The organism is Bacillus sp. LJBS17, from assembly GCF_019334685.1.
Lineage (GTDB): Bacteria > Bacillota > Bacilli > Bacillales > Bacillaceae > Bacillus > Bacillus subtilis.
On sequence record NZ_CP079759.1, the window covers coordinates 3,789,835 to 3,816,356 of the forward strand.

25 protein-coding genes and 1 pseudogene are annotated in these 26,522 nt (G+C 46.3%); 13 read left to right on the top strand and 13 right to left on the bottom strand.

The genetic code is table 11. The features are described 5' to 3' along the window. The first annotated feature begins 106 nt into the window (after positions 1–106). The 3 genes from cls (KXZ66_RS19615) (at position 107) to KXZ66_RS19625 (ending at position 2,631) form a co-directional block, all read left to right on the top strand. Positions 107–1,303, top strand: coding sequence for a cardiolipin synthase (cls, locus tag KXZ66_RS19615; RefSeq protein ID WP_049140954.1), 1,197 nt, complete (start codon positions 107–109; stop codon positions 1,301–1,303). Positions 1,304–1,315: 12 nt separating this feature from the next. Further along, positions 1,316–2,278 (top strand): UV DNA damage repair endonuclease UvsE, encoded by a 963-nt coding sequence (gene uvsE / locus KXZ66_RS19620; RefSeq protein WP_032727054.1) that lies wholly within the window; start codon positions 1,316–1,318, stop codon positions 2,276–2,278. 80 nt (positions 2,279–2,358) lie between these two features. After that, positions 2,359–2,631 (top strand): hypothetical protein, encoded by a 273-nt coding sequence (locus tag KXZ66_RS19625; protein ID WP_003227597.1) that lies wholly within the window; start codon positions 2,359–2,361, stop codon positions 2,629–2,631. Between the two features lie 41 nt (positions 2,632–2,672). Here KXZ66_RS19625 and KXZ66_RS19630 read toward each other — a convergent pair whose 3' ends face one another. The 9 genes and pseudogenes from KXZ66_RS19630 to arfM form a co-directional block, all read right to left on the bottom strand. Beyond that, positions 2,673–3,197 carry a dihydrofolate reductase family protein gene (locus KXZ66_RS19630; RefSeq protein WP_049140953.1) on the bottom strand — a complete coding sequence of 175 codons (525 nt, stop codon included), beginning with the start codon at positions 3,195–3,197 and terminating at the stop codon, positions 2,673–2,675. Between the two features lie 9 nt (positions 3,198–3,206). Further along, positions 3,207–4,934, bottom strand: a complete 1,728-nt coding sequence (locus KXZ66_RS19635) for an ABC transporter ATP-binding protein (RefSeq protein ID WP_049140952.1) — start codon at positions 4,932–4,934, stop codon at positions 3,207–3,209. Between the two features lie 88 nt (positions 4,935–5,022). Continuing rightward, positions 5,023–6,525, bottom strand: coding sequence for a cardiolipin synthase (gene cls / locus KXZ66_RS19640; protein ID WP_021480827.1), 1,503 nt, complete (start codon positions 6,523–6,525; stop codon positions 5,023–5,025). A 130-nt stretch (positions 6,526–6,655) separates the two neighbouring features. After that, positions 6,656–6,864 (bottom strand): annotated as a pseudogene (locus KXZ66_RS22695) (YitT family protein); the annotation flags it as partial. A gap of 194 nt (positions 6,865–7,058) precedes the next feature. Then, positions 7,059–7,730 (bottom strand): respiratory nitrate reductase subunit gamma, encoded by a 672-nt coding sequence (narI, locus tag KXZ66_RS19645; RefSeq protein WP_024571808.1) that lies wholly within the window; start codon positions 7,728–7,730, stop codon positions 7,059–7,061. Then, positions 7,727–8,281: a nitrate reductase molybdenum cofactor assembly chaperone gene (gene narJ / locus KXZ66_RS19650; protein WP_163135915.1), complete on the bottom strand. Its 555-nt coding sequence runs from the start codon at positions 8,279–8,281 to the stop codon at positions 7,727–7,729. The genes narI and narJ overlap by 4 nt, the downstream gene beginning before the upstream one ends. A gap of 25 nt (positions 8,282–8,306) precedes the next feature. Further along, entirely contained in the window at positions 8,307–9,770 is a 1,464-nt protein-coding gene (gene narH / locus KXZ66_RS19655) for a nitrate reductase subunit beta (RefSeq protein ID WP_032727059.1), read from the bottom strand. Further along, a complete protein-coding gene (locus KXZ66_RS19660; RefSeq protein ID WP_163135917.1) occupies positions 9,760–13,446 on the bottom strand; it encodes a nitrate reductase subunit alpha in 3,687 nt (1,228 codons plus the stop codon). The genes narH and KXZ66_RS19660 overlap by 11 nt, the downstream gene beginning before the upstream one ends. A 218-nt stretch (positions 13,447–13,664) precedes the next feature. Beyond that, positions 13,665–14,141 (bottom strand): Crp/Fnr family transcriptional regulator ArfM, encoded by a 477-nt coding sequence (gene arfM / locus KXZ66_RS19665; protein ID WP_014478284.1) that lies wholly within the window; start codon positions 14,139–14,141, stop codon positions 13,665–13,667. A gap of 143 nt (positions 14,142–14,284) precedes the next feature. On the opposite strand from arfM, the gene KXZ66_RS19670 reads away from it, so the two are divergent. After that, on the top strand, positions 14,285–15,004 hold the full coding sequence (locus KXZ66_RS19670) for a YwiC-like family protein (RefSeq protein ID WP_219144702.1): 720 nt from the start codon (positions 14,285–14,287) through the stop codon (positions 15,002–15,004). Positions 15,005–15,035: 31 nt separating this feature from the next. On the opposite strand, the gene fnr is transcribed toward KXZ66_RS19670, so the two are convergent. The 4 genes from fnr to KXZ66_RS19690 all read right to left on the bottom strand — a co-directional run bounded on the left by fnr (position 15,036) and on the right by KXZ66_RS19690 (position 19,269). Then, on the bottom strand, positions 15,036–15,752 hold the full coding sequence (fnr, locus tag KXZ66_RS19675; RefSeq protein WP_014481215.1) for a fumarate/nitrate reduction transcriptional regulator Fnr: 717 nt from the start codon (positions 15,750–15,752) through the stop codon (positions 15,036–15,038). 98 nt (positions 15,753–15,850) lie between these two features. Beyond that, complete coding sequence (gene narK, locus KXZ66_RS19680; protein WP_014478287.1) at positions 15,851–17,038, bottom strand: nitrate transporter NarK; 1,188 nt, start codon at positions 17,036–17,038, stop codon at positions 15,851–15,853. Positions 17,039–17,173: 135 nt separating this feature from the next. Continuing rightward, a complete protein-coding gene (argS, locus tag KXZ66_RS19685; protein ID WP_015250994.1) occupies positions 17,174–18,844 on the bottom strand; it encodes an arginine--tRNA ligase in 1,671 nt (556 codons plus the stop codon). Further along, complete coding sequence (locus KXZ66_RS19690) at positions 18,841–19,269, bottom strand: YwiB family protein (protein ID WP_003243604.1); 429 nt, start codon at positions 19,267–19,269, stop codon at positions 18,841–18,843. Before KXZ66_RS19690 ends, argS begins: the two co-directional genes overlap by 4 nt. Positions 19,270–19,581: 312 nt before the next feature. Here KXZ66_RS19690 and sboA point away from each other — a divergent pair, with 312 nt between their 5' ends. From sboA to albG, 9 genes are read left to right on the top strand one after another with little or no spacing between them, the layout of a single operon-like run. Then, positions 19,582–19,713 carry a subtilosin A gene (gene sboA / locus KXZ66_RS19695; RefSeq protein ID WP_003222002.1) on the top strand — a complete coding sequence of 44 codons (132 nt, stop codon included), beginning with the start codon at positions 19,582–19,584 and terminating at the stop codon, positions 19,711–19,713. Next, positions 19,670–19,822, top strand: coding sequence for a bacteriocin-like protein SboX (gene sboX / locus KXZ66_RS19700; protein WP_010886632.1), 153 nt, complete (start codon positions 19,670–19,672; stop codon positions 19,820–19,822). The genes sboA and sboX overlap by 44 nt, the downstream gene beginning before the upstream one ends. 24 nt (positions 19,823–19,846) lie before the next feature. Then, the gene (gene albA, locus KXZ66_RS19705) at positions 19,847–21,193 is read left to right on the top strand and encodes a subtilosin maturase AlbA (RefSeq protein WP_124047850.1); all 1,347 of its coding nucleotides are present in this window, start codon (positions 19,847–19,849) and stop codon (positions 21,191–21,193) included. A gap of 12 nt (positions 21,194–21,205) precedes the next feature. Next, complete coding sequence (gene albB, locus KXZ66_RS19710; RefSeq protein WP_003222006.1) at positions 21,206–21,367, top strand: antilisterial bacteriocin subtilosin biosynthesis protein AlbB; 162 nt, start codon at positions 21,206–21,208, stop codon at positions 21,365–21,367. Then, a complete protein-coding gene (locus KXZ66_RS19715) occupies positions 21,364–22,083 on the top strand; it encodes an ABC transporter ATP-binding protein (RefSeq protein WP_003227564.1) in 720 nt (239 codons plus the stop codon). Before albB ends, KXZ66_RS19715 begins: the two co-directional genes overlap by 4 nt. Further along, positions 22,076–23,386 (top strand): antilisterial bacteriocin subtilosin biosynthesis protein AlbD, encoded by a 1,311-nt coding sequence (gene albD, locus KXZ66_RS19720; protein ID WP_163135919.1) that lies wholly within the window; start codon positions 22,076–22,078, stop codon positions 23,384–23,386. The genes KXZ66_RS19715 and albD overlap by 8 nt, the downstream gene beginning before the upstream one ends. Next, positions 23,376–24,536: an antilisterial bacteriocin subtilosin biosynthesis protein AlbE gene (gene albE / locus KXZ66_RS19725; protein WP_072175642.1), complete on the top strand. Its 1,161-nt coding sequence runs from the start codon at positions 23,376–23,378 to the stop codon at positions 24,534–24,536. The genes albD and albE overlap by 11 nt, the downstream gene beginning before the upstream one ends. A 4-nt stretch (positions 24,537–24,540) precedes the next feature. Continuing rightward, entirely contained in the window at positions 24,541–25,821 is a 1,281-nt protein-coding gene (locus KXZ66_RS19730) for a M16 family metallopeptidase (protein WP_021480839.1), read from the top strand. Then, positions 25,818–26,519, top strand: a complete 702-nt coding sequence (gene albG, locus KXZ66_RS19735; RefSeq protein WP_085185518.1) for an antilisterial bacteriocin subtilosin biosynthesis protein AlbG — start codon at positions 25,818–25,820, stop codon at positions 26,517–26,519. Before KXZ66_RS19730 ends, albG begins: the two co-directional genes overlap by 4 nt. Positions 26,520–26,522: the final 3 nt, after the last annotated feature.

The window sequence follows — 26,522 nt, forward strand, 5'->3', positions numbered from 1 at the left end:
ATCTGTATAAGATTATCTTTATGATAAATAATGAATGAGTGTTCAGTCAATAATTAAATTCCTGCTGTTCGGGCACACTACCTTTACTACGGAAAGGAGTGCCGGTATGAAGGTATTTATCGTGATTATGATCATTGTCGTTATTTTCTTTGCCTTGATTCTGCTTGATATCTTCATGGGCCGTGCCGGATACAGAAAAAAGGCGTACGAGCCTGTTTTTTCAAAAAAGAAGAGTGACATCGAATTGATCCACTGCGGCGCTGATCTCGTTGAGCGGATGATGAATGATATTCGCCAGGCCGCCTCTTCTGTTCACATGATGTTTTTTATTATGAAAAATGATGAGGTCAGCCACAATATGTATACCTTGCTGAAAACAAAAGCCCAAGCTGGCGTCTCCGTTTATTTGCTTCTGGATTGGGCTGGCTGCCGGGCAATTAAAAAAACGGCGCTGCAGACGATGAAAAATGCCGGCGTCCATGTCCATGTGATGAATCGTCCCCGTTTTCCTTTTTTCTTTTTTCACATGCAAAAACGGAATCACCGGAAGATTACGGTGATAGACGGAAAAATCGGTTATATCGGCGGGTTTAACATCGCCGAAGAATATCTTGGAAAGAAGGCGAAGTTCGGCAATTGGGAGGATTATCATCTGCGCATGATGGGAGAAGGCGTACATGATCTTCAAACGCTTTTTGCTTCTGATCTAAAACGAAATACCGGAATCCAACTGGGTTCGGATGTTTGGCCAAAGCTTCAGCAAGGGACTATTTCTCACAAGATATATGCGACCGACGGTTATTCCCTTGAAAACAAATACTTGGCCAATATTGCCCAAGCGAAGAATCGCCTTACGGTTTGCACGCCTTATTACATTCCATCAAAACCGCTTCAAGAGGCCCTTATTAACGCAAGAAAAAACGGCGTATCCGTGAGAATCATTGTACCGATGAAATCAGACCATCCGCTGGTACGAGAAGCTGCTTTTACGTATTATTCGGAGCTCTTGGATGCCGGCTGTCTTATTTATCGTTATTATCAAGGGTTTTATCATGTAAAAGCCCTCATCATAGACGACGATCTCAGCATTATCGGAACAGCCAACTTCGATAAACGAAGCCTGTTTTTAAATGAAGAGGTGAATGTCGAAATTGATGACGAAGCGTTTACAAGTGAAGTCTATGCCACGATTGAGGAGGATATGAAAAAGTCGGAGCGGCTGACGATGGAGGATTTCAGCAAGCGCACATTCAGGCAGCGCCCGGCGGAATGGCTCGGCAGGGCATTATCTTATTTCTTATAAAGGAGAGTTCCTATGATTTTCAGATTCGGGTTCGTTTCAAATGCGATGAGCCTTTGGGATGCGTCTCCCGCTAAAACATTGACATTCGCGCGTTATTCAAAGCTTTCAAAGACTGAAAGAAAAGAAGCGCTTCTGACTGTGACAAAAGCCAATTTGCGCAATACGATGAGAACCCTTCACTATATCATCGGACACGGCATCCCTTTGTACCGTTTTTCCAGTTCGATTGTGCCGCTGGCTACGCATCCCGACGTGATGTGGGATTTTGTAACACCGTTTCAAAAAGAGTTTCGGGAGATTGGAGAGCTTGTTAAAACCCATCAACTGCGAACAAGCTTTCATCCAAATCAATTCACTCTGTTTACGAGCCCGAAGGAATCCCTCACAAAAAATGCGGTAACCGATATGGCGTATCACTACCGCATGCTTGAAGCCATGGGCATTGCTGATCGCTCCGTTATCAACATTCATATTGGCGGCGCTTACGGAAATAAAGACACCGCCACTGCGCAATTTCATCAAAATATAAAACAGCTGCCGCAGGAGATCAAAAAGCGGATGACACTTGAAAATGATGATAAAACATATACAACGGAAGAAACGCTTCAGGTCTGTGAGCAGGAGGATGTTCCGTTTGTCTTTGACTTTCATCATTTTTACGCCAATCCAGACGATCACGCCGACCTGAATGTAGCACTGCCCCGCATGATCAAAACGTGGGAGCGGATCGGCCTTCAGCCAAAGGTTCACTTGTCTTCCCCAAAATCGGAGCAAGCGATACGCAGCCATGCCGATTATGTTGACGCCAACTTTTTGCTGCCGCTGTTGGAACGCTTTAGGCAATGGGGAACGAATATTGATTTCATGATTGAAGCAAAGCAGAAAGACAAGGCGCTTCTCCGCTTGATGGATGAATTAAGCTCCATCCGCGGTGTCAAACGCATCGGGGGCGGTGCGCTGCAATGGAAGTCATAAATGTGCAAAAATAGGTTTACGACTTGTCAGCTTTGGGAACTTAGGCTATATAAGACAACAATCGATGGAGGAGAAAGATCATGAAAAATATCAAGTCTCTGAAAGTAGCCGCACAGGCCTTTACTTTAAGAAATTTGATTCATCTTTATAAAATGTGCCATTCCGGAAGCCACGAGGTTTATATTTATTCAAAGAAAACGATGTGCAAAATCAAAAGCTTAATTGAGCTTGAAACATTCCGCATGGCTCATAATGAAAAGGAATATTTGATCGTAGTTGAAGGAACAAAAGCATCGCAGCTCATTGAAAAATTTCAAAATCTCATCGAGCCTGCTGAGAGAGAAGCGCTCTAACTTACATACAAAAAAGGATAGACATCTGTCTATCCTTTTTCTTATGCTCTTACATAATGGAGCTGAACCGCTTGTCCAAATTGTTTTGTCCCTTTTAACCGCAGTTTTGTTTCATTTGTTAGTTCGTGAAACAGCGGAATGCCGCTTCCTAAAACGACGGGAATAACAGTGATGTTGAATTCGTCGATGGCATCTTCTTTCATAAAGGCATTCACCAGCTCTGCCCCGCCAGCTATCCAGATGTTTGAGCCTTTTTCCTGTTTCAAACGGGCAGTGAAGGCTCTGGCTCCCTCATTGATAAACGTCACATGTTCATCTTGATAACTGTCGGGCGATCCTGTAAAAACATAGCAGGTTTTATCCTGATACGGGAAAACCGGTGTTAGCACTTTAACGTGCTCATATGTGCTCCGCCCTAAAATGACTGTATCAACAGTCTGATAAAAATCACTGTAGCCGTTGTCACCTTCACCTTCAAATTCATCCAGCCAATCGATGCTTCCATCTTCTTTTGCGATCATCCCATCCAATGAAACAGCAATGTACAGCACAGTTTTTCTTTCCATGTTCTCCTCCTATCGCTGCACCATTTGCCCGAATTGCGCTTGATGCAGCCTGCTGTATAGGCCTCCGGCTTCGATCAGGTCTTGATGACGGCCTTGTTCTTCAATACCGTTGTTTGTGACGACTACAATTCTGTCCGCGTCTTTGATCGTCGCCAGCCTGTGGGCGATGACAAGCGTCGTGCGCCCCTCAGACAACTCTTGAAGCGCCTTTTGGATCGCCGCTTCCGTCTCTGTATCAAGGGCTGAGGTGGCTTCGTCGAGAATCAAGATCGACGGATTTTTCAAGAACATCCTTGCAATTGACAGACGCTGTTTTTGCCCGCCGGAAAGCTTCACGCCGCGTTCGCCAATCATAGTATCCAACCCATCGGGCATGTTATGGACGAGCTCTTCCAGATGCGCCTGCTTCACAGCTTGCCAAATGTCTTCTTCTGATGCGCCTAGTCGGCCGTAGGCGATATTTTCTCTAAGCGTGCCCGAGAATAAGAAAACGTCCTGCTGCACGACGCCAATCTGCCCGCGCAACGAAGAAAGCGTCATGTCTTTTATACTGATGCCGTCAATCGTAATGTCGCCCTCCGATGCTTCATAAAAACGCGGAAGCAGACTGCAAAGCGTTGATTTCCCCGCACCAGACGGACCGACGAACGCCACCGTTTCCCCCGCTTGAATGGATAGGTTGATGTCATTGAGGACATTGTGATGGCCATCATAGCCAAACGAAACATGTTTATAGCGGATATTGCCCTTCAGGCCGGAAACATCTCTCGCATCAGGTGAATCCTGAATGTCCGGCTCTGTCTCCATGAGCTCCATATAGCTTTTGAAACCCGCGATCCCCCTCGGATACATTTCGATAATGGCATTAATTTTGTCAATAGGCCTGAACAGCACATTTGTCAGGAGCACAAACGCCACGAATTCCCCGTACGATAAGGAGCCGCGAATGACAAACCACGTCCCGCACAAAAGGACAAACAGCGTGACAAACCGGGTCAGCATATAGCTGATTGAACCGTTTTTCGCCATGATTTTGTAGGAAGAAAGCTTTGTGACACGAAAACGCTGGTTATTGACGGCGAAACGTTCTTTTTCAAACGCTTCATTTCCGAACGCCTGCACAAGCCGGATGCCGCCGATGTTATTTTCTACACGCGCGCTGAAGTCTCCGATATCCTTGTTCAGCGTGGTAAATGCTTTGGTCATTTTTTTGTTGAAATAAAGCGCTAGCCAAATGACGATCGGCATAATGATAAACGTTAATAAAGCAAGCTGCCAGTTAATAAACAGCATCACTCCGAACGCCCCAAGAATGGTCATGACCGCAATGAATAAGTCTTCCGGTCCGTGATGGGCGACTTCACCGATATACATTAAATCGTTCGTGAGCTTCGACATCAGCGTTCCCGTCTTGTTGTTGTCGTAAAATTTGAACGAGAGCTTTTGCAAATGGTCAAAAAGTGACTTTCTCATATCAGTCTCAATATTGATACCAAGCATGTGTCCCCAGTAGGTCACGATATACTGAAGAGCCGAGCTGAGCGCGTACACCGCAAATAACCCGATTGAGGTCGCGATGATCAGCCCCCAGTCCCTGCCCGGCAGCAAGGTATCAATAAAATAATTGACGATCAAAGGAAAACTCAGCTCCATTAAACCTCCCGCGATTGCTGAGAAAAAGTCGAGAAAGAACAACGTTTTATATGGTTTATAATATGAAAAAAATTGCCGCAGCACCCTATCTTCCTCCAATGTATAAATAACTGATAATATTTCTCAATTATACTATACACGGGCTGTTTTGAAAGATCAGATTTCTTTTTTCTTACAGAACACCTGAAAACAGGCGGGCAAATGACTCTTTTGTCCGGTCAGCCACGCCTCTTTTATAAAAGCCGACAGGGCTGAGCTTTTCACTTTCCTGCATATCCTCTTCAAAATGGATCTCAAGGGTTCGGATCGCTTCGGCATCCGTGAAGAACACATTCACTTCAAAGTTGAGCTGAAAGCTGCGCATGTCCATATTCGCGGTGCCGACGGAGGCGAGATCACCATCAATGATCATGACTTTTTGATGCATGAAGCCTTTTTGGTAGGAGTACACTTCAATGCCCTCAAGAAGCAGCTCCGGGAAATAGGACCTCGACGCGTATTGGGTCAAAAAGCTGTCGTTCTTCTCCGGCACCATAACCCTTACCTCTACCCCCTTTGTCGCCGCTGCTTTTAGCGCCGTGCGAATGGATTCATTGGGGACAAAATAGGGCGTGGCGATCCATATTGATTTCTGCGCTGAAGAAATCATTTCATAATAAAGGTCGCTCATGCTTTCCTTCATGTCAGGGCCTGTCGCGACAATTTGATAAATGCCTCCTCCTTCCACAGGAACCGGGGTATTGTACTCCTCTTGATCAATTAGCACTTCATTGGAGACGTATTCCCAATCCAGCATAAAGATAGCGTGGAGCGTTTGCACAATTTCCCCCTCAAGCCGCAGGTGTGTATCTCTCCAAAATCCGATGTACGGATCTCTGCTGATATATTCCTTCCCAACATTTAATCCGCCCACAAAACCGGTTTTCCCATCGATGATCACGATTTTCCGGTGATTTCTGAAATTCAGCTTCTGGTTGAAAAACCCGTATTTCAGCGGAGAAAACGGGACGATGTCCACCCCCGCTTGTTTCATTCTCATAATATCTCTTCTTGCCAGCTTCATGCTTCCTGCCGCATCGTATAAAAACCTCACCTCGACACCCTGGCGCGCTTTCTCCATCATAATATCCATCATGCCGCGTCCGAGCATGTCTGATTTAAACATGTAGTATTCAATATGTATGTAAGATTCCGCTTTTCTCATTGCTTTGAAAATGTCCGGGAAGGTTTCTTCGCCGTTTTTCAGCACTTTGATGTTGCTTTTCGTATTGATATTCATATGGGCAGCCCTGATGGAATAGGTAAAGAACCTCTCTTGATTGTCCTTCAGCCCTGTCACTTCGGGCGTTTCCTCCTTGTCAAACAGCTTCCTGAGCTTTTCCCTGTTGTACATTCGTTTTGTCTTAAACAGCTTTCCCTTTACATAAAGCTGTCCCGAAAACAGATAAAACACGTAGCCGGCGATTGGAAAAAAGACAAGAATATGGATCCATAGCAGCGTGTGCTGCGAGGTGCGGTTTTCAAGAATTAATGAATAGATGCTGAACAAAATAATGCTTATATAGCAAAGCAATCCTCCGTAAAACTCAAGTCTGGAAACCGGAAAAAACCAAATGACATATGCCCCGATGAGCATCATATATAAAAAGAAAAATTCCAGTCTCCTTTTCAGCATCCTGATTCTCTCCAATCTGATTCAATTACCTCTGTATTACCTCTTTTTTCTAATCGATAAACCTTGTAAGTAAAAAACCTCTCTGCCAAAAGAGGAGAGGTTTAGTGAAAACTAACTGTCAAGGAATTCATCCGCATCGTTTCTGCAGAAATAAAGCAAGACTATTGGCAACGCCGAGTGAAGCCTGATGCTACAACATGGGTGGCAGGCCGAACCCGCTGAGCACTCCGGCAAGCGCCGAAAAAGAGGCGGCGCTGTGACTGCAAATACGGTGGATAGAGTGAGTTTGATGCCCACTCTGATGAGAGAAAATATATAAAACGGGATATTGATCAGAAAGATATAAGGAGCTAGTCAGGCTGAGTCATAATCTGCTGTTCCGCCGGTTTAAAATGAGTAAAATCCGTTTTATTCTTGATGTTATTTCCAAATACAAACACAACAGGATTCCCGGCCGCCCAGCCATTACCTTGGCAGAAGATATCTTATGTTTTCATCAAGATAAAAAAATCCCCCTCTTTCAAGGGGGATTTTCACGAGCGTTTCCGATATACAACGTAGCTGCGGGTCAGATACTTGAGCGGCAGACTGAACACATGAACCAATCTCGTAAACGGCCACAGGATAAAAACGACGTATCCTATCACAATATGAAACTTAAACCATAGCGGGACACTCTCCATCAACGAGGGGTCAGGCCGGAACAAAGCGATTTCCCTGAACCACGGTCCGACTGTTGTCCGGTAATCGAAGCCTTTCGAATCAATGTTGAGAAACGTGGCCGCAACGCCTGACAGCATCATGAACAGCAGCAGGAGGAGCGTAAGGATATCTGATGGCGAGCTGGTTTTGCGGATCCTTTTGTCAAACAGCCTTCTGTACGTCAGGATGACAAGTCCGGTACATGCCGCAATGCCCGCCGGCAAGCCAGCGCCAATCGCCATTTTGTGATACATATGCTCTGAAATGCCAAGGGAAGCATACACGCCTTCCGGGATCAGAATCCCCATGACATGCCCGCCGACAACGCACAGCAGTCCCCAGTGAAAAAGTGTGCTGCCCGCGGCGAGTTTTTTCTTTTCTAACAGCTCGCTTGATTTCGCCGTCCAGCCAAATTGGTCATGCTGGTAGCGGTAAATATGGCCGCCGATAAAGATCGTCAATACAATGTATGGCATAATACCCCAGAGGATCTGCCCGCTCATGCCTGAACAGCCCCTTCAACGCTTTCACGTACGCCAATGTTTTCAAGCGCTGCCAGCAGCACGTGCAGCAGTTCAGCGTATATACTGTCATTTTTTTCGAGACGGGATGCCAGCTCCCTCACATTGGACAGATATTTCTCAAACACGCTTCTCGCTGCTTCAATTTCTGCAGCCGCAGCAAATTCCAGCATCAGCGGCAGATAATCAGGCAGCTCTTTCTCTGTCGGCAGGAAACCGGATTGCTCGTATGCGTTTTTTAAATGCAGCAATTCAATGCCGCGTTCCCTTTGCTCGCCCGAGTTAAAGTAGGTGACATACATATTTGTTTTTTTCCCAAAGTCGAACGTATAGACATAGTGTTCAATCAGCTCTTCCGGTGAAAAGCTGGCTGACGCCTCGAAAAAGTGCAGCAGCTTCTCTCGGATTTGCCGGTTGCCGATTTCATGGATTAGAGCCTTCCATTCGGGAATCTCGGCTCTCCACTCTTCATCTGGATAAGAGAGAAGAGAGGAAAGAGCGGAGAACGTAATTTGCCGGTCTGTGGTGTTCATCTTGTTACACCTCATTTATCAAAAGTTAGAAACAGGAGCCGGGGCCGCCTGAAAATGATAAGCCGCAGCTCCCTTGTTCAGCATATAAATCTGAAACTTCTTCTCGATGACTGCTCGGTATCACAAAGCGGTCATCATATTTGGCAATCGCAAGCAGCCGATACATATCTTCAATTTGCTGTTCTGTTAAGCCGACACTGGAGATCAGTTCCGGGTCGATTGATTTATTCGTCTGGATCGCTCTCATATACTGGCGCATGACAGACATTTTCTTTAACGTTGACCGAATATGATCCGTATCACCGGCTGTTAACAGCTGCGCCAAATAATCTATCGGGATTCTCATTTGGTCGATAGCCGGAAAAATATCTTCTGCGGATTGCCGGCTGCCTTTTCCTTCAAAGAGATTCATAATCGGACTGAGCGGCGGAATGTACCACACCATTGGCAGCGTGCGGTACTCTGGATGAAGCGGCAGCGCAATCTTCCAGTCAATGATCATTTTATAGATCGGCGATTGCTGCGCAGCCTCTATCCAATCAGACGGAATGCCTTGTTCTTTTGCCAGCTTGGCAACCTCAGGATCATTTGGGTCAAGAAAAACGTCCAATTGTGAATGGTAGAGATCCTTTTCATTTTCAACAGATGCCGCTTCCTCCACTTTGTCCGCGTCATACAGCATGACGCCGAGGTAGCGGATTCTGCCAACACACGTCTCAGAGCAGATGGTCGGCAGTCCCGCCTCCAAACGCGGAAAGCAGAGTGTGCATTTTTCCGCTTTGTTCGTTTGCCAGTTAAAATAGACTTTTTTATAAGGACAGGATGATACGCAATATCTCCATGAACGGCATGCGTTTTGATCCACAAGCACAATGCCGTCCTCCTCGCGTTTGTACATGGCGCCGGATGGACAGGATGAGACGCACGCCGGGTTGATGCAGTGCTCGCAAATACGGGGCAAATACATCATAAAGACCTCATCGAATTCTGTTTTGATCGATTCCTCCATCTTTTGTACGTTGGGATCTTCAAGTCCCGTTATGTGGCCGCCCGCGAGATCATCCTCCCAGTTCGGTCCCCATTCGATATTCATGAAATCCCCCGTCAAGGACGATTTCGGGCGTGCAACCGGCTGGTGTTTTTTCTGCGGGCTGTTCGTTAATGTTTCATAATCATAGTTCCAGGGTTCATAGTAATCATCAATCGACGGCTGATTCGGATTATAGAAAAGGCCTGCAAGCCGATTGGTTTTCGAGCCCGATTTCAGCTCGAGCTTTCCTTTTTTCAATGTCCAGCCGCCTTTATATTTGTCCTGGTCCTCCCATTGCTTCGGGTAGCCGATGCCCGGCTTTGTTTCTACATTATTGAAGTACATATATTCCGCACCGGAACGGTTTGTCCACGTGTTTTTGCAGGTGACGCTGCACGTGTGGCAGCCGATGCATTTATCCAAGTTCATGACCATACCGATTTGCGCTTTAATCTTCAAGCCAATCGACCTCCTTCAGCTTGCGGATGACGACGTTCAGGTCGCGCTGATTCCCCGTTGGACCGTAATAATTAAAGCCGTAGCTGAGCTGGGCATAGCCCCCGATCATCTGGGTCGGCTTGACGTGAATCCTTGTCGGGCTGTTATGGGTGCCTCCGCGGTTATTCGTCAGCTTTGTGCCGGGCACGTTGATGTGGCGGTCCTGGGCATGATGCATAAACGCCATTCCTTTAGGAATCCGATGAGACAAAACCGCTCTCGCGACGACAACACCGTTTCGGTTAAAGCATTCAATCCAATCGTTGTCTTTGATATCCGTGTCCTCTGCATCATCTTTATTCATCCACACGGTCGGCCCGCCGCGGAACAGCGTCAGCATCGGCAGAGAATCAAAATACATGCTGTGGACAGACCATTTATTATGCGGCGTCAAATAATTGAGGACGATTTCTTTTCCCTCTTGATCAGGCCGCTTGCTCAGAAACGGGCGATGCTGGAGGATCGGTTTGAATGTCGCCATCGTTTCACCGAATTCCATCATCAGTTCATGATCGACATAATAGGATTGTCTGCCTGTCAGCGTCCGCCACGGGATTAATTTTTCAACATTCGTCGTAAACGGCGAATACCTGCGCCCTCCTTTTTCAGAGCCGGAAAACGCTGGAGACGTGATCACCGTTTTCGGCTGGGCTGTAATTTGTTCGAACGTAAAGCATTCTTCCTCGCGTTCTTCCGCCAGGTCTTTCAGCTTCAGGTTCGTGATGTTTTCAAGTGATTCCCATGCTTTGACGGCGACCTTTCCATTCGAAGTGGATGATAGGGTTAAAATCGCTTCTGCTGCCTGCTTTGCTTCACTTATATTTGGACATCCCTTTGCGACACTGTCCGAGGTGATTTCTCCCAATCTCTGTTTGAGTGATTCATATTCATCGGCTATTGACCAGCTCATCCCTTTTGTTCCGCTCGGCTTTAAAGCAACGTTCGGACCAAGTGCAGTCATTTTATGAAAAATGTGTTTGTAATCCCGTTCAACGACTTGGATGTTCGGCATCGTTTTTCCCGGAATGGCTTCACATTCGCCTTTGCTCCAGTCATTGATTTTGCCGAATGGCTGGGCCAATTCCTGCATGGTGTCATGGAGGAGCGGCGTCGCAACCACTTCTTTCACCGGCTCCATATCGACTTCTTCTGCCAGATCGGAAACGGCTTTTGACAGCGCCTTGAAAATATCCCAGTCTGACTTCGATTCCCACGGAGCCGAGATCGCAGGAGCAAATGGATGAATGAACGGATGCATATCTGTGCTGCTGAGATCGTGTTTTTCATACCATGTCGCCGCCGGCAGCACGATATCGGAATACAGCGCCGTACCGGCCATTCGGAAGTCAAGATTGATTAACAAGTCGAGCTTTCCTTCCGGCGCCTGCTCCCGCCATTTGATTTCTTCAGGGCGGATGCTGTCGCTATCGTCATTCATCAAGCCGTTTGTCGTCCCCAACAAATGCTTGAGAAAATATTCATGCCCTTTTCCTGAGCTTGAGATCAGATTTGCCCGCCATACGAAGAGATTTCTTGGAAAATTCACTTCATTATCAGGATCTTCAATCGCGAATTTCAGTTTTTTCTCTTGGAGCTGTGAGGCCACGTACGCACCAACGTCTTCAGGTGTTTCTGCCCCTGCTTTTTCAGCTTCTTTATACAGATCGATGCCATTTTGATTGAAAGTCGGGTAAGACGGAAGCCACCCCAGCCGCGCGGCCAGCACATTGTAATCAGCGTGGTGCTTGTAGCGGGATGACGCAGCAATCGGTGATGCCAAATCACTGATCGGCTGGTCCTCATAACGCCACTGATCTGTCGCAAAGTAGAAAAATGAGGTGCCGTTTTGCAGCTTGGGCACGCCCTCCCAGTCCTTTGCAGTTGCAATCGTCTGCCACCCTTCAGCAGGTCGGAGCTTTTCCTGCCCCACGTAATGGGCCCAGCCTCCGCCGTTTACGCCTTGGGCGCCTACAAGTAAAACAAGATTTAACACCGCTCGGTAGATCGTGTCGGAGTTGAACCAGTGGTTAATGCCGGCCCCTACGATAATCATGGATCGGCCGTCTGTATCGATCGCATTTTGGGCAAACTCTCTGGCAATCTTAACGACAGCTTCTTTTTTGATTCCTGTCATTTGTTCCTGCCAGGCAGGCGTAAACGGCTCAGGATCATCATAGGAGACAGCCGATCGTTCGCCGATGCCCCGGTTCACGCCGTAGTTAGCCAGTATCAAGTCAAACACGGTCGTGATGTACGTTTCTTCACCGTTCAGGTTCATTTTTTTAATAGGAAGATCCCGCTCGAGCACTTTGTTTCCGTCATTTGAAAAATACGGGATGCGCACCGTGCCGATTTCGTCCTCTATTCCCAGCACAGAGAGACGGGGTTCAATCGGTTCCCCGGTTTCTTCATCAATCATGTGCAGGTTCCATTTCTGCTGCCCGTCCCAGCGCGATCCCATTGTCCCTTGGGGTATGGCAAATGAACTTGTTTGTTCATCCCAAACCGCAGGCTTCCACTGATCATGCTTTGTCTGCCGCCCGATGTCCTTCGCATGCAGAAACCGTCCCGCTGTGTATACGCCATTTTCTTTTGACAGGGTGACGAGAAATGGAAAATCAGTGTATTGCTTCGCGTACTCAATAAAACGTTCAGTTTCTTGGTTCACGTAAAATTCCTGCAGAATGACATGACCCATCGCCATCGCAAGTGCCCCGTCAGTCCCTTGGCGAATACTCAGCCAGTCATCCGCGAACTTTGAGGATTCCGCAAAATCCGGACTGATCGAAATGACCTTAGCGCCTTTATAGCGGGCCTCCGCCAAAAAATGCGCGTCAGGCGTTCTCGTTAACGGAACGTTGGAGCCCCATGTGATGATATAGCCGGAATTGTACCAATCACTGCTTTCCGGAACGTCCGTCTGGTCACCCCAAATTTGCGGGGATGCTGGTGGAAGATCCGCATACCAGTCATAAAAACTGAGCATAGGGCCTCCGATTAACGACATAAACCGGGAGCCTGATGCATGGCTGATCATGGACATGGCCGGAATCGGAGAAAAACCGACGTTTCGGTCAGGCCCATATTTCATCACTGTATACAGCAGAGAGGCTGAAATCAGCTTCAGCACCTCCGGCCATTCAGCGCGCACAAAACCGCCTTTCCCTCTCGCCTGTTTATAGGACTTCGCTTTTTCAGGGTTTTCGACGATCGATTTCCAGGCGTCCAATGGATTTTGATGTTCTTGCAGTGCCTCCCGCCATAAATTAATCAGTACACCGCGCACGTATGGATATTTCACACGCAGCGGGCTGTAGATATACCATGAAAAACTGGCCCCCCGCGGGCAGCCTCTCGGTTCAAAATCAGGCATATCCGGGCCTGTTGATGGATAATTCAAATTTTGCCCTTCCCACGTGACAATTCCGTTTTTGACATAAATATTCCAACTGCAAGACCCTGTACAGTTAACGCCATGGGTGGAGCGAACGACTTTGTCGTACTGCCATCTGTTTCTGTATACATTCTCCCAATCGCGATCTTCGCGGGTGGTTTGGCTATGTTTATTTGAATGGTGTTCGATAGGAGAGAAATAATTCAATCTCCTAAACAACGGACTCCTTTTCTTTTTCTTCATGAGAGTTCACTCCTTCCGAGTCAGGTGATGCTAAGTTCACTATAAACAGAGACAGCGTGTTTCCTTGTGAACTATGTCACACACTCTGCTTTTTTCACAAAATGTTCACACAAAGGAGAAGGAAGGATTTTCACAGGATGTGAGGAAGGCTGCGTTCAGGCAGGACGCTTGGGTCATTAGCCGCCTTTCATTCAAAGATCAAAAAAAACCGGCTCTATTTAAGAACCGGGCTCAGCGTTCTCATCCTGTGATGTATGCAGATACCGCAAAAATAATTGATAGGAACAAAAAACATTTTGCTGAAGCATAGCCAAAAAGTTCATTTGCAGCTGCGGATGGTAAGACATCATTTTCTTAAATATGTAATATGGGATATTGAGAATCAGAATGTCTGAAGTGGCATTGACTGAGATAAAGGGCGATAAATAAAGCCCGCCTTTTTCATCAATCGGAAACACATCGCCTTTTTCCCACAGCGCAACGGTTTTCGACCCTTCAGGGAGCCTGCTGTCCATGAAACGGACACTGCCTTTTAATACAATATAGACAGATTGAGAATGAAGAAAAGATGGAGACTGATCACATGAGCCGCGGATAAACGTGCCGTTTTTCAGCAAGGTTTCGACAATGGATAGAGGCACTTCATTAAACATAGGAAGTTGTTTCAGAAATAATAAATAGTCACACTGATTCATAGGAAAACCTCCTGTGCTAAGGATAGCTTTAGTGTAGCTCGACTGAGCCTGTACAGCAGTGATGTATTTCACAGCCTGTATGATGAATGTCACTTATCAGGAGGGTGACTGCATTTATAATGAAAGAAAAAAGGAGGATTTCGATGAAGGCGCTGATTCCGAAGCAGCACGGCGCGTGGGCGATGCTGCTGATCCCATTTTTACTCGGCATGGTCAAGGGAGGCCCCGTTATTTGGCATATTCCGCTCTTCCTAGGCTGGCTTTTCCTATACTTAGCGGTTTATCCCGTTACGCTTGCCTTAAAAAAGAAACAAAGCAAACCATATCAAAAGTGGATGTGTTATTACGGTTTTCCCGCCTGCTGCTTTTTGATGATCTCGGTCTTTCATAAGCCGCCTCTCATCTGGGTGGGCGTTTCTTTACTGCCGCTGTTTCTCATACATATGTATTTTGCCCGCCGAAAAAACGAACGAGCCCTATTGAATGATGTTGCAGGTGTCTTGTTCTTTTGTTCGGGCGGGTTTGCGAGCTGCTGGCTGGGGATGGGAACCCTCGACGGCTGGGCTTGGTTTACTTTCTTGCAGTCTGCTTTATTTTTTATCGGGAGTTCCTTTTATGTGAAATCGGTGATTCGTGAAAGAAAAAACAGGACATTTGCATACTGGTCATGGGGATATCACCTGCTGCTCCCCTTTTTATCCGCTCTTTTCGGAGCAGGATGGGCGTTTCTCGCTTTTATCCCGAGCAGCTTGCGGGCATGGTTTTTTCATGGAAGGGATTGGCCCGTAAAAACGATTGGCATTCTGGAAATCGTGAATGCCTGCTTCTTTTTTGCCGTCATGTGCCTCTTTATGACAAGGTAAAAAAACAAGGACACCGCTGTCCTTGTTTTTTTCAGTCAATATTGCAAATCTCCAGCGGGCAATTTTCACACTCAATCTCACATCGTAAATAGTCCCGCTTGTGCAAAATAATTTTTCCGGATTCGTCTATCGAAATAACCCCTTTTTTGCGGAGATCTCCCAGCATACGGTTGATGCTTTCCCGTGCAGCCGCACAAAACTTTGCCAAATCCTGATTTGTCAGGACAATGTTAATCAGAATGCCGTCGCTTCGCTCCACTCCGTAGCTGTTTGATAAGCGGATAAGGGTAGAATAGAGCGCCCCCTTTTTGCCATGAAGAAGCAGATCCCTGATTTTGGACTGAATCTTCCGGAGGTGCGTGCTCATCCATTTCATGAACTCAAATGTCAAAGCGCCGTTTTGGATTAATTCTTTTTCCAGCTTATTTTTATTAATGACGAGCACCTCGCCATCCTCTAGCACTTTTGCACTGAGCATATACCTTGGTTCTTCAGTGAAAAGTGTTAATTCTCCGACGATATCATGCTTTTGGCAGATTCTAAGCGTCAGGTCTTTTCCATCAGATGTCAGCTTGCCGATTTCAATGAGTCCTGATTGAATCAGATAAAGCTCTTCTGCATCCATTCCTTCTCGAAACAAATACGTGTGTTTTTCCATTTTTCTTTTCGTGCTGATCGATTCCAGCAATTCATGCAGATCGCTGGAAATAAGATCACTATCAGATGGTCGAACAGAGAGAAAATTCATGAGCTCACCTCGAAGAAAGTCACGTTGTGTGTTTATTGTAACGTGAATTGATTTGTACCCATCGAGAAAAAACTAACAATCTTGTGAATGCCCCAGTGTTAGTTGATGCTCTGGCTGTTTCTCTCCGTGTGTGTTTTCATTCTTTCCTGCCAATACATCCATATGACAAGGACAAAACTGGCTAACGCCACCTCTGAAAGCGCCATAAACCCGATCGCGTACTGGCCTGTTGCCTGAAACACACTCGCCAATATGAGCGGAGGAAAAAAGCCGCCTAATCCGCCCATGGCAGACACAATCCCATTGGCAATCCCCGCTTGCTTGGAAAAATAGAAAGGCACCAGTTTAAAAACAGTCCCGTTTCCTATGCCTGAGCAGACGGCCACGGTTAATGATCCAAACGTATAAAGGCCAATTGTCGGCGAGAACGATAGGATAATACCTGATAATGTAAGCCCGGCAAAAACAAACATTAAGATGCGGAGCGGGCTCATTTTATCAGCCAGGAATCCGCCCGCAGGCCTGAGCAGCGTAGAAACCGCAATAAAGCCAGCCGTCCGCAAGCCGGCATCTGCAGGATTCAGCCCAAAATGCTCGACCAGAAAGTTCGGCAGATAGATAGTGAAGGCGACAAAGGCACCGAACGTAATAAAATAAAACAGGCTCAGAAACCATAGCACATGATTTCGGTAAACGGCTTTGATTTGAGTCTTAACAGAAACTTTGACCTTCTTCTCATGCCTGTCGCCGAACAAAACGTGCAGTAAGGCAAAGACAGCCAGCAAAACCAGATACATCTGCACGGTTGATTTCCACCCGACGGCTTGAGCGATAACCGGCGCTGCAAATGTCGTAACGGCTGTCCCGATATTTCCTGCACCGTAAATCCCATTGACGACACCGTGCTTTTCTTTCGGATAATATTTCGGGAGGGAGGTCACTCCAATGGAAAACACCGCTCCCCCGATCCCTAAGAAAAAGCCGCCTGCGATTAAATCAAACAGAGAGTCCGCGATACTGATCCAAAATACAGGAAATAAAAGCAGGATGAAGCTGACCATAAACATGAGCCGCGCGCCAAACCTGTTCGTTAAATACCCTAAAGGAATGCGGAGAAGCGACCCGAGGATCACAGGAATCGCCGTCACCAAAGAAATCTCACCCTTGCTTAAATGAATATCTAATGTGATTTGGGAAATGAGTGATGAAATTAGCACCCAAACCATAAACCCTGCCACCAAGCTTAATGACTGTAACGATAATTGAATGTGTTGACGGTTGATCATTTGGCTTGCCCCTTTCAATGATTCAATAATCAGTCTTATCATACAAAAACTCGCCAAACAGGATTGTGAATTACATCACACGTTTTTCTCATAAAAAAAGGACAAAGCCCGAAGACTTTGTCCTTTTGATCGTGATTACATTTTTTCCGGAGCCGATACGCCGATCAGCTGAAGCGCATTGTTCAGCGTAATTTGCGTTGCCTTCATTAAAGCCAGGCGCGCGCGGCTTTTCTCTTCATTTTCAGGGTCGATGACTTTCTCTGCGTTGTAGAAGCTGTGCAGAGCAGAAGCCAGATCATAAATATAGTTTGTGACACGGTGCGGAATTCGTTTTTCTGCTGCTTCCGCCACTGCCTCTGGGAAGCCGCCGATCGTTTTCAGCAGATCGTATTCTTTTTCTGATTGAATATGGCTGAAATCAAGATCTGCCGCCGGTTTAAGTCCCTGCTCTTCCCCTTGGCGAAGCATGCTGCAAATACGAGCATGCGCGTATTGTGCATAATACACAGGGTTTTCGTTAGATGTTGATACAGCAAGATCTAAGTCAAAATCCATATGGGTGTCCGCACTTCGCATTGCAAAGAAGTAACGAACAGCATCCAAGCCGACTTCTTCAATCAGGTCACGCATCGTTACGGCTTTACCGGTCCGTTTGCTCATTTTCATTTTCTCGCCGTTTTTGTAAAGGTGAACGAGCTGAATGATTTCTACTTCAAGCGTTCCTTTTTCATAGCCCAGTGCTTCGATTGCCGCTTTCATACGCGGGATGTAGCCGTGGTGATCGGCGCCCCAAACATTGATCAGCTTATCAAAGCCGCGGTCAAGCTTGTCCTTATGATACGCGATATCAGGAAGCAGGTACGTGTACGTGCCGTCCTTCTTGATCAATACGCGGTCTTTATCATCGCCGAACGTCGTGGAACGGAACCAAGTCGCGCCGTCTTCTTCATAGACATGGCCTTTTTCGCGGAGCGCTTCAAGCGCCGTGTCGATTTTTCCATTTTGGTACAGTGAAGTTTCGGAATACCACACATCAAACGGCACACGGAAGTTTTCCAAGTCCTTGCGAAGCTTGTCCAGCTCGTATTTCAGGCCGTATTCACGGAAAAACGCGAGGCGTTCACTTTCCTCTTCGTTAACGAAACGGTCACCGTATTCCTCAGCGAGACGCTTTCCGATCGCAATGATATCCTCGCCGCGGTAGCCATCCTCCGGCATCGGTTTTTCCAATCCGAGCGCTTCAAAGTAACGGACTTCAACAGAAAGCGCCAGATTGTTGATTTGGTTTCCCGCATCGTTAATGTAGTATTCGCGGCTTACATCGTAACCCGCTTTTGAAAGCACGTTGCACAAGGAATCGCCGACAGCCGCCCCGCGCGCATGCCCGAGGTGAAGGTCTCCCGTCGGATTCGCTGATACGAATTCTACCTGAACTCGTTCACCGTTTCCGATGTTTGTTTCCCCGTATGCTTCCCCTGCTTCCAGTACAGACGGAATCAGCTTTGTTAAATATTGATTGTTCATATAGAAATTGATAAAACCCGGGCCGGCGATATCCAGTTTTTCAATCGAAGCCTTTCCTTTATCAAAATGAGCGACAATCTCTTCAGCGATTTGACGCGGCGCTTTTTTTGCCACTCTTGCCAGCTGCATCGCCATATTCGTTGAGTAGTCGCCGTGTGTTTTATCTTTCGGTGTTTCTAAAACAACATTGGGAATCTGGCTTTCTTCAGCCAGTCCCGCTTTCAGAACGGCCGCTTTGATTTCTTCTTTCAGCACGTCCTTCATTTGTTCCGCAATGTTCATGCGTGAGTTCCTCCCTCATACGTGATCGTCATATTATGTAAATGCTCCTGCTCGTCTCCGACATGCATGTCATATGCGATGCTGATACGGCCTTTTTCTTCATCGAGATCAGATTGAATCGATTTTGTGCTTGTTTTCAGCTCAAGCTCACCAAATGACATTTTATATTTAGCAATTGTGGAAGCTCCCGTTACGAAACGCTGATTCATTTTGACAGCGCCTGACCTCATGACCAGGACTTCGCCTTCGCTTACTTTCACAATCGTTTTGACTTTGCCTAAGTCGTGTTCTTCATAATAAGATAGATACACTTTATTTTGTTTTACATAGTAAAATCCGGTGGTGCGGAATTCGATGACTTCTTGGTTTCCGTCATCCTCGATCACAGACTTCACATGGAGTGTTATCGGTGTCTCTTGCTTCATTCTGACACGTCCTTTTCATCATTCCACTTTGACTTGAATAGTATAATCATTCGGTTTGTAAACTTCAACTGCTTCTATCTTACCATCATTGCTCATCAGATTTGAAGATAAACCTCATAAAAAGCATTTCCTTATATAGAAGAGAAAATCATATCACTAATTACCTTTAGGAAATGTTACATTTTTCCGAAATCTATCATTTCCTTTTCACATTTTTTTCAAATTATATGTATTGAATTAGTAATTTGATAGTTTTAAGATAAAAGTACAACATAGATCTGCTAGAAAAACAAAAAAAGGGAGGATTCAATTATGAAAAAAGCTGTCATTGTAGAAAACAAAGGTTGTGCAACATGCTCGATCGGAGCCGCTTGTCTAGTGGACGGTCCTATCCCTGATTTTGAAATTGCCGGTGCAACAGGTCTATTCGGTCTATGGGGGTAAGGATCTCCCAAAAGGGCATAGTCATTCTACTATGCCCTTTTTAAGTAAATTACAATTTTTAACTAAAATCTACCTCTTGGATATACATACACAACCGTTTTTCATTTGAATCATATGTATAGGGGATGGTATTTTGTTTAGAGAGCAGATGTTTCCATTTATTAATGAAAGTGTAAGAGTTCACCAGCTTCCTGAGGGCGGCGTGTTAGAAATCGACTACTTGCGCGATAATGTCTCCATTTCCGACTTTGAGTATTTGGATCTCAACAAAACGGCTTACGAGCTCTGCATGCGCATGGATGGCCAAAAAACAGCTGAGCAGATTTTAGCTGAGCAATGTGCAGTGTATGATGAATCACCGGAAGACCATAAAGATTGGTATTACGACATGCTCAACATGCTCCAGAACAAGCAGGTTATTCAGCTTGGAAACCGGGCCAGCCGCCATACAATCACCACGAGCGGAAGCAATGAATTTCCGATGCCGCTCCACGCCACCTTTGAACTGACGCACCGCTGTAATTTGAAATGCGCCCACTGTTATTTGGAAAGCTCACCTGAAGCGCTCGGCACCGTGTCGATTGAGCAATTCAAAAAAACAGCTGATATGCTGTTTGATAACGGTGTATTGACATGCGAAATCACAGGCGGAGAAATTTTTGTCCATCCAAACGCCAATGAGATTCTTGACTATGTGTGTAAAAAGTTCAAAAAAGTCGCTGTCTTAACAAACGGAACACTCATGCGAAAAGAGAGTTTGGAGCTTTTGAAGGCTTACAAGCAAAAAATCATTGTCGGCATTTCTCTTGATAGTGTCAATTCCGAGGTCCATGACTCCTTTAGAGGGAGAAAAGGCTCTTTTGCCCAAACTTGTAAAACGATAAAATTGTTGAGTGACCACGGTATATTTGTCAGAGTCGCCATGTCTGTCTTCGAAAAAAACATGTGGGAAATCCACGATATGGCCCAAAAGGTTCGGGATCTCGGGGCGAAGGCGTTCTCTTACAATTGGGTTGACGATTTCGGAAGAGGCAGGGATATTGTCCATCCAACGAAAGACGCCGAGCAGCACCGCAAGTTTATGGAATACGAGCAAAATGTGATTGATGAGTTTAAAGATCTGATTCCGATTATTCCTTATGAACGAAAACGCGCGGCAAATTGCGGCGCTGGCTGGAAGTCCATTGTGATCAGCCCGTTCGGCGAAGTACGTCCTTGCGCCCTCTTTCCAAAGGAATTTTCATTGGGAAATATTTTTCATGATTCCTATGAAAGCATCTTTAACTCCCCTCTCGTCCATAAACTGTGGCAAGCGCAAGCGCCGCGGTTCAGCGAACATTGCATGAAAGACAAATGCCCGTTCAGCGGCTATTGCGGAGGCTGTTACTTAAAAGGGCTGAACTCTAACAAATATCACCGGAAAAACATTTGCTCTTGGGCGAAAAATGAACAATTAGAAGACGTGGTCCAGCTTATTTAGGAGGGAAACGATTTGTCACCAGCACAAAGAAGAATTTTACTGTATATCCTTTCATTTATCTTTGTCATCGGCGCAGTCGTCTATTTTGTCAAAAGCGATTATCTGTTTACGCTGATTTTCATTGCCATTGCCATTCTGTTCGGGATGCGCGCGCGGAAGGCTGACTCGCGATGAGCATTTTGGATATACACGATGTATCCGTTTGGTATGAACGGGACAACGTCATCTTAGAACAAGTGGATTTACATTTAGAAAAAGGTGCCGTTTACGGGTTGCTTGGGGTAAACGGCGCCGGAAAAACGACACTGATTAATACGCTGACAGGCGTGAACCGCAATTTCAGCGGGCGCTTTACACTGTGCGGAATTGAAGCGGAGGCCGGCATGCCGCAGAAAACATCAGATCAGCTGAAGACTCACCGTTACTTCGCCGCCGATTATCCGCTGCTATTTACAGAAATTACGGCGAAGGACTATGTGTCTTTCGTCCATTCGCTTTATCAAAAGGATTTTTCAGAGCAGCAGTTTGCCAGTTTGGCCGAGGCCTTTCATTTTTCGAAATACATCAACAGGAGAATTTCGGAGCTGTCCTTGGGGAACAGGCAAAAGGTTGTATTGATGACAGGCTTATTGCTGCGCGCTCCCCTGTTTATTTTGGATGAGCCGCTCGTCGGTTTGGATGTGGAATCGATAGAGGTTTTTTATCAGAAAATGCGCGAGTACTGTGAAGCAGGCGGGACCATTTTGTTTTCTTCTCATCTGCTCGATGTCGTGCAAAGATTTTGTGATTATGCGGCTATTCTTCACAACAAACAGATTCAAAAGGTCATTCCGATTGGAGAGGAGACCGATCTGCGGCGGGAATTTTTTGAGGTGATCGGCCATGAATAACATAATCCCTATCATGTCTTTGCTGTTCAAACAGCTTTACAGCCGGCAAGGGAAAAAGGACGCCATCCGCATTGCCGCAGGCCTTGTCATTCTGGCCGTGTTTGAAATCGGGCTGATCCGCCAGGCCGGCATTGATGAATCGGTGTTGCGCAAAACGTATATCATACTCGCGCTTCTTTTGATGAACACATATATGGTGTTTCTTTCCGTGACATCTCAATGGAAGGAATCTTATATGAAACTGAGCTGCCTCCTGCCGATTTCTTCACGGAGCTTTTGGCTCGCCCAGAGTGTCGTTTTGTTTGTCGATACCTGTTTGAGAAGAACTTTATTCTTTTTTATTTTACCGCTGTTCTTATTTGGAAACGGAACGCTGTCAGGGGCGCAAACATTGTTTTGGCTCGGCAGGTTTTCGTTTTTTACCGTTTACTCCATTATTTTCGGAGTTGTGCTAAGCAACCACTTCGTCAAAAAGAAGAACTTGATGTTTCTGCTGCATGCGGCGATATTCGCCTGTGTATGTCTCTGCGCCGCTTTGATGCCGGCCGCCACGCTTCCGCTTTGCGCGGTGCATATGCTGTGGGCGGTGATCATTGACTTTCCTGTCTTTCTGCAGGCGCCTCCGCAGCAGGGCAAGATGCATTCATTTATGCGGCGATCTGAATTTTCGTTTTACAAAAGAGAGTGGAACCGATTTATCTCTTCTAAAGCGATGCTGTTAAATTACGCGGTAATGGCGGTATTCAGCGGCTTCTTTTCGTTCCAGATGATGAATACCGGCATCTTCAATCAGCAAGTGATTTATATCGTGATTTCCGCGCTTTTGCTCATCTGCTCGCCGATCGCCCTTTTGTACTCGATTGAAAAAAATGACCGGATGCTGCTCATCACGCTTCCGATCAAGCGGAAAATGATGTTTTGGGCGAAATATCGCTTTTATTCAGGCCTATTGGCAGGCGGATTTCTCCTTGTCGTGATGATTGTGGGTTTCATCAGCGGCCGTCCGATTTCAGTTCTCACTTTTTTGCAGTGTATTGAGTTGCTGCTGGCGGGAGCTTTTATCAGGTTAACTGCGGATGAAAAAAGGCCCTCCTTCAGCTGGCAGACGGAGCAGCAGCTATGGAGCGGTTTCTCAAAATATCGGTCTTATTTGTTTTGTCTTCCCCTATTCTTAGCCACATTAGCCGGCACCGCTGTATCCTTGGCGGTCATTCCGATAGCCGGTCTGGTCATAGTCTATTACCTGCAAAAACAGGATGGTGGTTTCTTTGATACAAGCAAAAGAGAACGGCTTGGAAGTTAACCTGCTGAAGACTCATCAATTTTCAACTATTTCAATCGCCGCGAGCTTTCTGAAACCGATCGAAAGCGCGGCGGAACCTGAGGAAGAAACAATTTATTTTTACGGCGCCGCCGCATACCTGAAGGAGCAAATCATTGACGCTTTTGGTTGTGCTGCCGGCAGCCGTTTCATGTACTCAGCGAATCTCTTTTTTGATCAGCAGCTGAAAACCTGCGGGACCCGTTTGATTCACCCATTATATAACGGGAATCTTCATGTTGACGCCCTGCTGAAAACTTTTGCAGACTTGTCTTTCCCTTCTTCTCTTTCATTCGAAGCAGTTGAAAAGGCCAGGAATGAGCTGCTGCTGAGAATCGAAAAGAAATTCACTGATCCTTTCTCCTACTCGGCGGCGCGCTTGGCTGAGGAGGTCTTCGGAAACCCGATGTACGGCACAGGCATGTTTGGCCGGAAAGACAGGATAAAGGCGATTCATCCTAAACGGTTTCTCGACGCAACGGACTTTATCGTTGATTTAGTGTCCCAACAAAAACAGCTGAACATATTGGGACAAGTACAAGCATGTGATGTTCGGGGACATGCCCCGCAAACGTCCGCTGTAACGTCCGGAAGAATACCCGTAAACCGGCATGTTTTTGAAACAGAGACACGCAGCGCTGCAGGTCCTTCCGTCTTGACACTCGGATTTGACTGCGGAGAGATGAAAGATGCCAGCGATTATATCAAAATACAGCTAATAGACGGATTACTGGGAAAGTACGGCCATTCCGCTTTATTCAAGCACTTCAGAGAGAAGGATCTGGCAGTCTATCACGTTATCACCCGTTACGATGTCATGAACAATTTGCTGCTTGTTTCAATATGCACAGATCAGCTTCATGAGATAGACATTCCCCCGCGCGTTTTGGAAGCTGTCTCAGCTTTTCATACAGATGAGCGGGAACTAGAACAGGCAAAGCAGTTTTTACGCAATGAATTGCTGCTGCAATTCGATTCTCCCGAAGGTCTATTGGCCTATATGGGGATCCTGCGCCGCTTCTCCTGCACGAAAGAAGCCTTGCTGGATGGCATCTCAGCGGTTACATGCCGTGATGTATTGCAATTCATAGCGACCATCAATTATATCGGAGCTCATGTAGTAAGGGGATGAAGAGATGGAAAAGAAAGCCTTTTTTCAACAACTGGATGAACGAACCGATATCAGATACACAGACAGCGGACTAAAAATATTCAGATTGAAATTCCCCCGCGCCCACCTGCGGCTGTGCAATGTAAAAATCGATTTTGGAAGCCGGGATGTATGTATACGGGCAGAATCCGGTGATACACTGCTTCCGTATGGCACAGCGCATTTTTTAGAGCATCTTCTCTTCTGGCATAACGGCCGCAATCTGTACAGTGATTTTTTTGCGCATGGCGCGCTTTTAAACGCATTCACTACCTACACCGATACCAATTTCATGTTTACCTCATTACCGGATCGGCTCAGACAAACGATCCCCATCCTGCTTGATGCTTTATGGAACCACTCATTTGACAAGAAGATTGTCGCTCAGGAAAAAGCTGTGATTACAAGCGAAATTCAAACAGCACACCTTAACCATCAGCTCTCATATCATTATCAGCTGATCAGCATGCTTTCTCCCTCCTCACCAGCTGCCGTTTTCCCCGCAGGCAGAATCGAAGATATTGAGGCGCTGGACATCAATGATTTACAAAAAGCCTATAAGGCTGCCTACCAAGCCCATCGGATGACACTGTTTTTGATTGGGGGCTCAGAAAATACAGAAACGCTTTTGCCTCCTCACCTCCAGCTGGAAAAGCGTCCGGATTATCATGCTGAAAGAAAAATCATCCCGGCATGCCCTCCAGCCCTCTCACAAAAAATGGTGCTGGGTGATGAGGAGCGGATGGAAGATACCTGGACCGGATTACAGATCGGCGCACTTCCCGGGCAAAACGATCTGTTGTCGATAAAGCTTTATTGGGATATCGCGGCTCGTATTCTATTTCAATTAGATTCACCATTTTTTCAAGAGATTCAGCAAACGTACCGTCTGGAAATCGATCGCTTGTCAGCCGAGACTTATATATATGAGGATGGCGGTTTCTTGATCCTTCACAGTCAAGGGACCCATTCTTCAGCTTATATCGATGTGGCTTCATACTATGTCACACAGAAGAAAGAACAGGTTGCCGCCTGGCTTCAATACGGCAAGGACTCTTTGACAGACGCGATCATTTATGACAGCGATTATGTGCGTAAATGCTTCGAGTGGGCAGCCGAGTGTGACAGGTGCGATTGCTCGTTTCTTGACATGTACCACATCATTCAAGATATGGATGCGCAGGTTTTCTTGTCTCTCATTGATGCAATTGCATCTTCTAACAAAGCGATCATTCACGTTTCTCAGAAAGAGGCGATCAGACAATGAAAAAAAACACTGTCTTTACCCTTTTATTGCTGCTTATAGGTATGGCGGCTTATTCCTTCGGCTGGGTTCAGGCCGTTGCCGAAGCCGCCGCCCAATATGTACAGATGATCAACAATGATGCTGTGCGGCTCGGACTGCTGGCTTGTACCGCTGCCCTCCTGATGCTGCCTGCTTTTCTCTATCTTCATTATGTCACCCAATCCGTGAAAAACATGACAGCAGCTTTTCAGAAACTCACACAGTCTCATCAAAGCTGCTGTGACTTTCAGCAACACAACTTGTGCAGCCGATATGCAGAAGACGTCAAATCGCTGCGTGACAGCTATAAAAACGTCCGCCAAACATACGTGATGGCTGCCGTGTTGTGCCAAGTCTTCATATTCGGCTGCATGTTCGAAATCGTTAAAGCCGTCCCTTTCCGCCTTCATACGCCCCCTGCCCTTTCAATGGGACTTGCGATGCTACTGATCCTGTATTTATTGTTTTGCATGCGAACGTATTTGCGGCAGCTTTTCCGGCACGGCAGCCTGTTCAGAAAAGTGTTTGCGGGAGTGCTGGCAGCAGCCGGGATTTGGTGGATGCTCAGTTTCTCTATAAGTGAACTGCTGTTTCTGATTATCCTGGCTGCCATTCAGCAAATCGGATCATTTATTTATAAACGATTCTCTTATCGCAGCACCGCTTCTCTTGATCTATAAAAT

What these genes read in the sequence shown, in the direction of transcription:
- KXZ66_RS19660 (WP_163135917.1), bottom strand. Translation starts at nt 13,446, where the DNA reads ATGAAGAAAAAGAAAAGGAGTCCGTTGTTTAGGAGATTGAATTATTTC.
- sboA (WP_003222002.1), top strand. Translation starts at nt 19,582, where the DNA reads ATGAAAAAAGCTGTCATTGTAGAAAACAAAGGTTGTGCAACATGCTCG.
- narI (WP_024571808.1), bottom strand. Translation starts at nt 7,730, where the DNA reads ATGAGCGGGCAGATCCTCTGGGGTATTATGCCATACATTGTATTGACG.
- KXZ66_RS19715 (WP_003227564.1), top strand. Translation starts at nt 21,364, where the DNA reads ATGAGCATTTTGGATATACACGATGTATCCGTTTGGTATGAACGGGAC.
- narJ (WP_163135915.1), bottom strand. Translation starts at nt 8,281, where the DNA reads ATGAACACCACAGACCGGCAAATTACGTTCTCCGCTCTTTCCTCTCTT.
- argS (WP_015250994.1), bottom strand. Translation starts at nt 18,844, where the DNA reads ATGAACATTGCGGAACAAATGAAGGACGTGCTGAAAGAAGAAATCAAA.
- KXZ66_RS19630 (WP_049140953.1), bottom strand. Translation starts at nt 3,197, where the DNA reads ATGGAAAGAAAAACTGTGCTGTACATTGCTGTTTCATTGGATGGGATG.
- albG (WP_085185518.1), top strand. Translation starts at nt 25,818, where the DNA reads ATGAAAAAAAACACTGTCTTTACCCTTTTATTGCTGCTTATAGGTATG.
- fnr (WP_014481215.1), bottom strand. Translation starts at nt 15,752, where the DNA reads ATGAATTTTCTCTCTGTTCGACCATCTGATAGTGATCTTATTTCCAGC.
- KXZ66_RS19730 (WP_021480839.1), top strand. Translation starts at nt 24,541, where the DNA reads ATGGAAAAGAAAGCCTTTTTTCAACAACTGGATGAACGAACCGATATC.
- KXZ66_RS19690 (WP_003243604.1), bottom strand. Translation starts at nt 19,269, where the DNA reads ATGAAGCAAGAGACACCGATAACACTCCATGTGAAGTCTGTGATCGAG.
- narK (WP_014478287.1), bottom strand. Translation starts at nt 17,038, where the DNA reads ATGATCAACCGTCAACACATTCAATTATCGTTACAGTCATTAAGCTTG.
- arfM (WP_014478284.1), bottom strand. Translation starts at nt 14,141, where the DNA reads ATGAATCAGTGTGACTATTTATTATTTCTGAAACAACTTCCTATGTTT.
- albD (WP_163135919.1), top strand. Translation starts at nt 22,076, where the DNA reads ATGAATAACATAATCCCTATCATGTCTTTGCTGTTCAAACAGCTTTAC.
- KXZ66_RS19670 (WP_219144702.1), top strand. Translation starts at nt 14,285, where the DNA reads ATGAAGGCGCTGATTCCGAAGCAGCACGGCGCGTGGGCGATGCTGCTG.
- cls (WP_049140954.1), top strand. Translation starts at nt 107, where the DNA reads ATGAAGGTATTTATCGTGATTATGATCATTGTCGTTATTTTCTTTGCC.
- uvsE (WP_032727054.1), top strand. Translation starts at nt 1,316, where the DNA reads ATGATTTTCAGATTCGGGTTCGTTTCAAATGCGATGAGCCTTTGGGAT.
- cls (WP_021480827.1), bottom strand. Translation starts at nt 6,525, where the DNA reads ATGCTGAAAAGGAGACTGGAATTTTTCTTTTTATATATGATGCTCATC.
- KXZ66_RS19625 (WP_003227597.1), top strand. Translation starts at nt 2,359, where the DNA reads ATGAAAAATATCAAGTCTCTGAAAGTAGCCGCACAGGCCTTTACTTTA.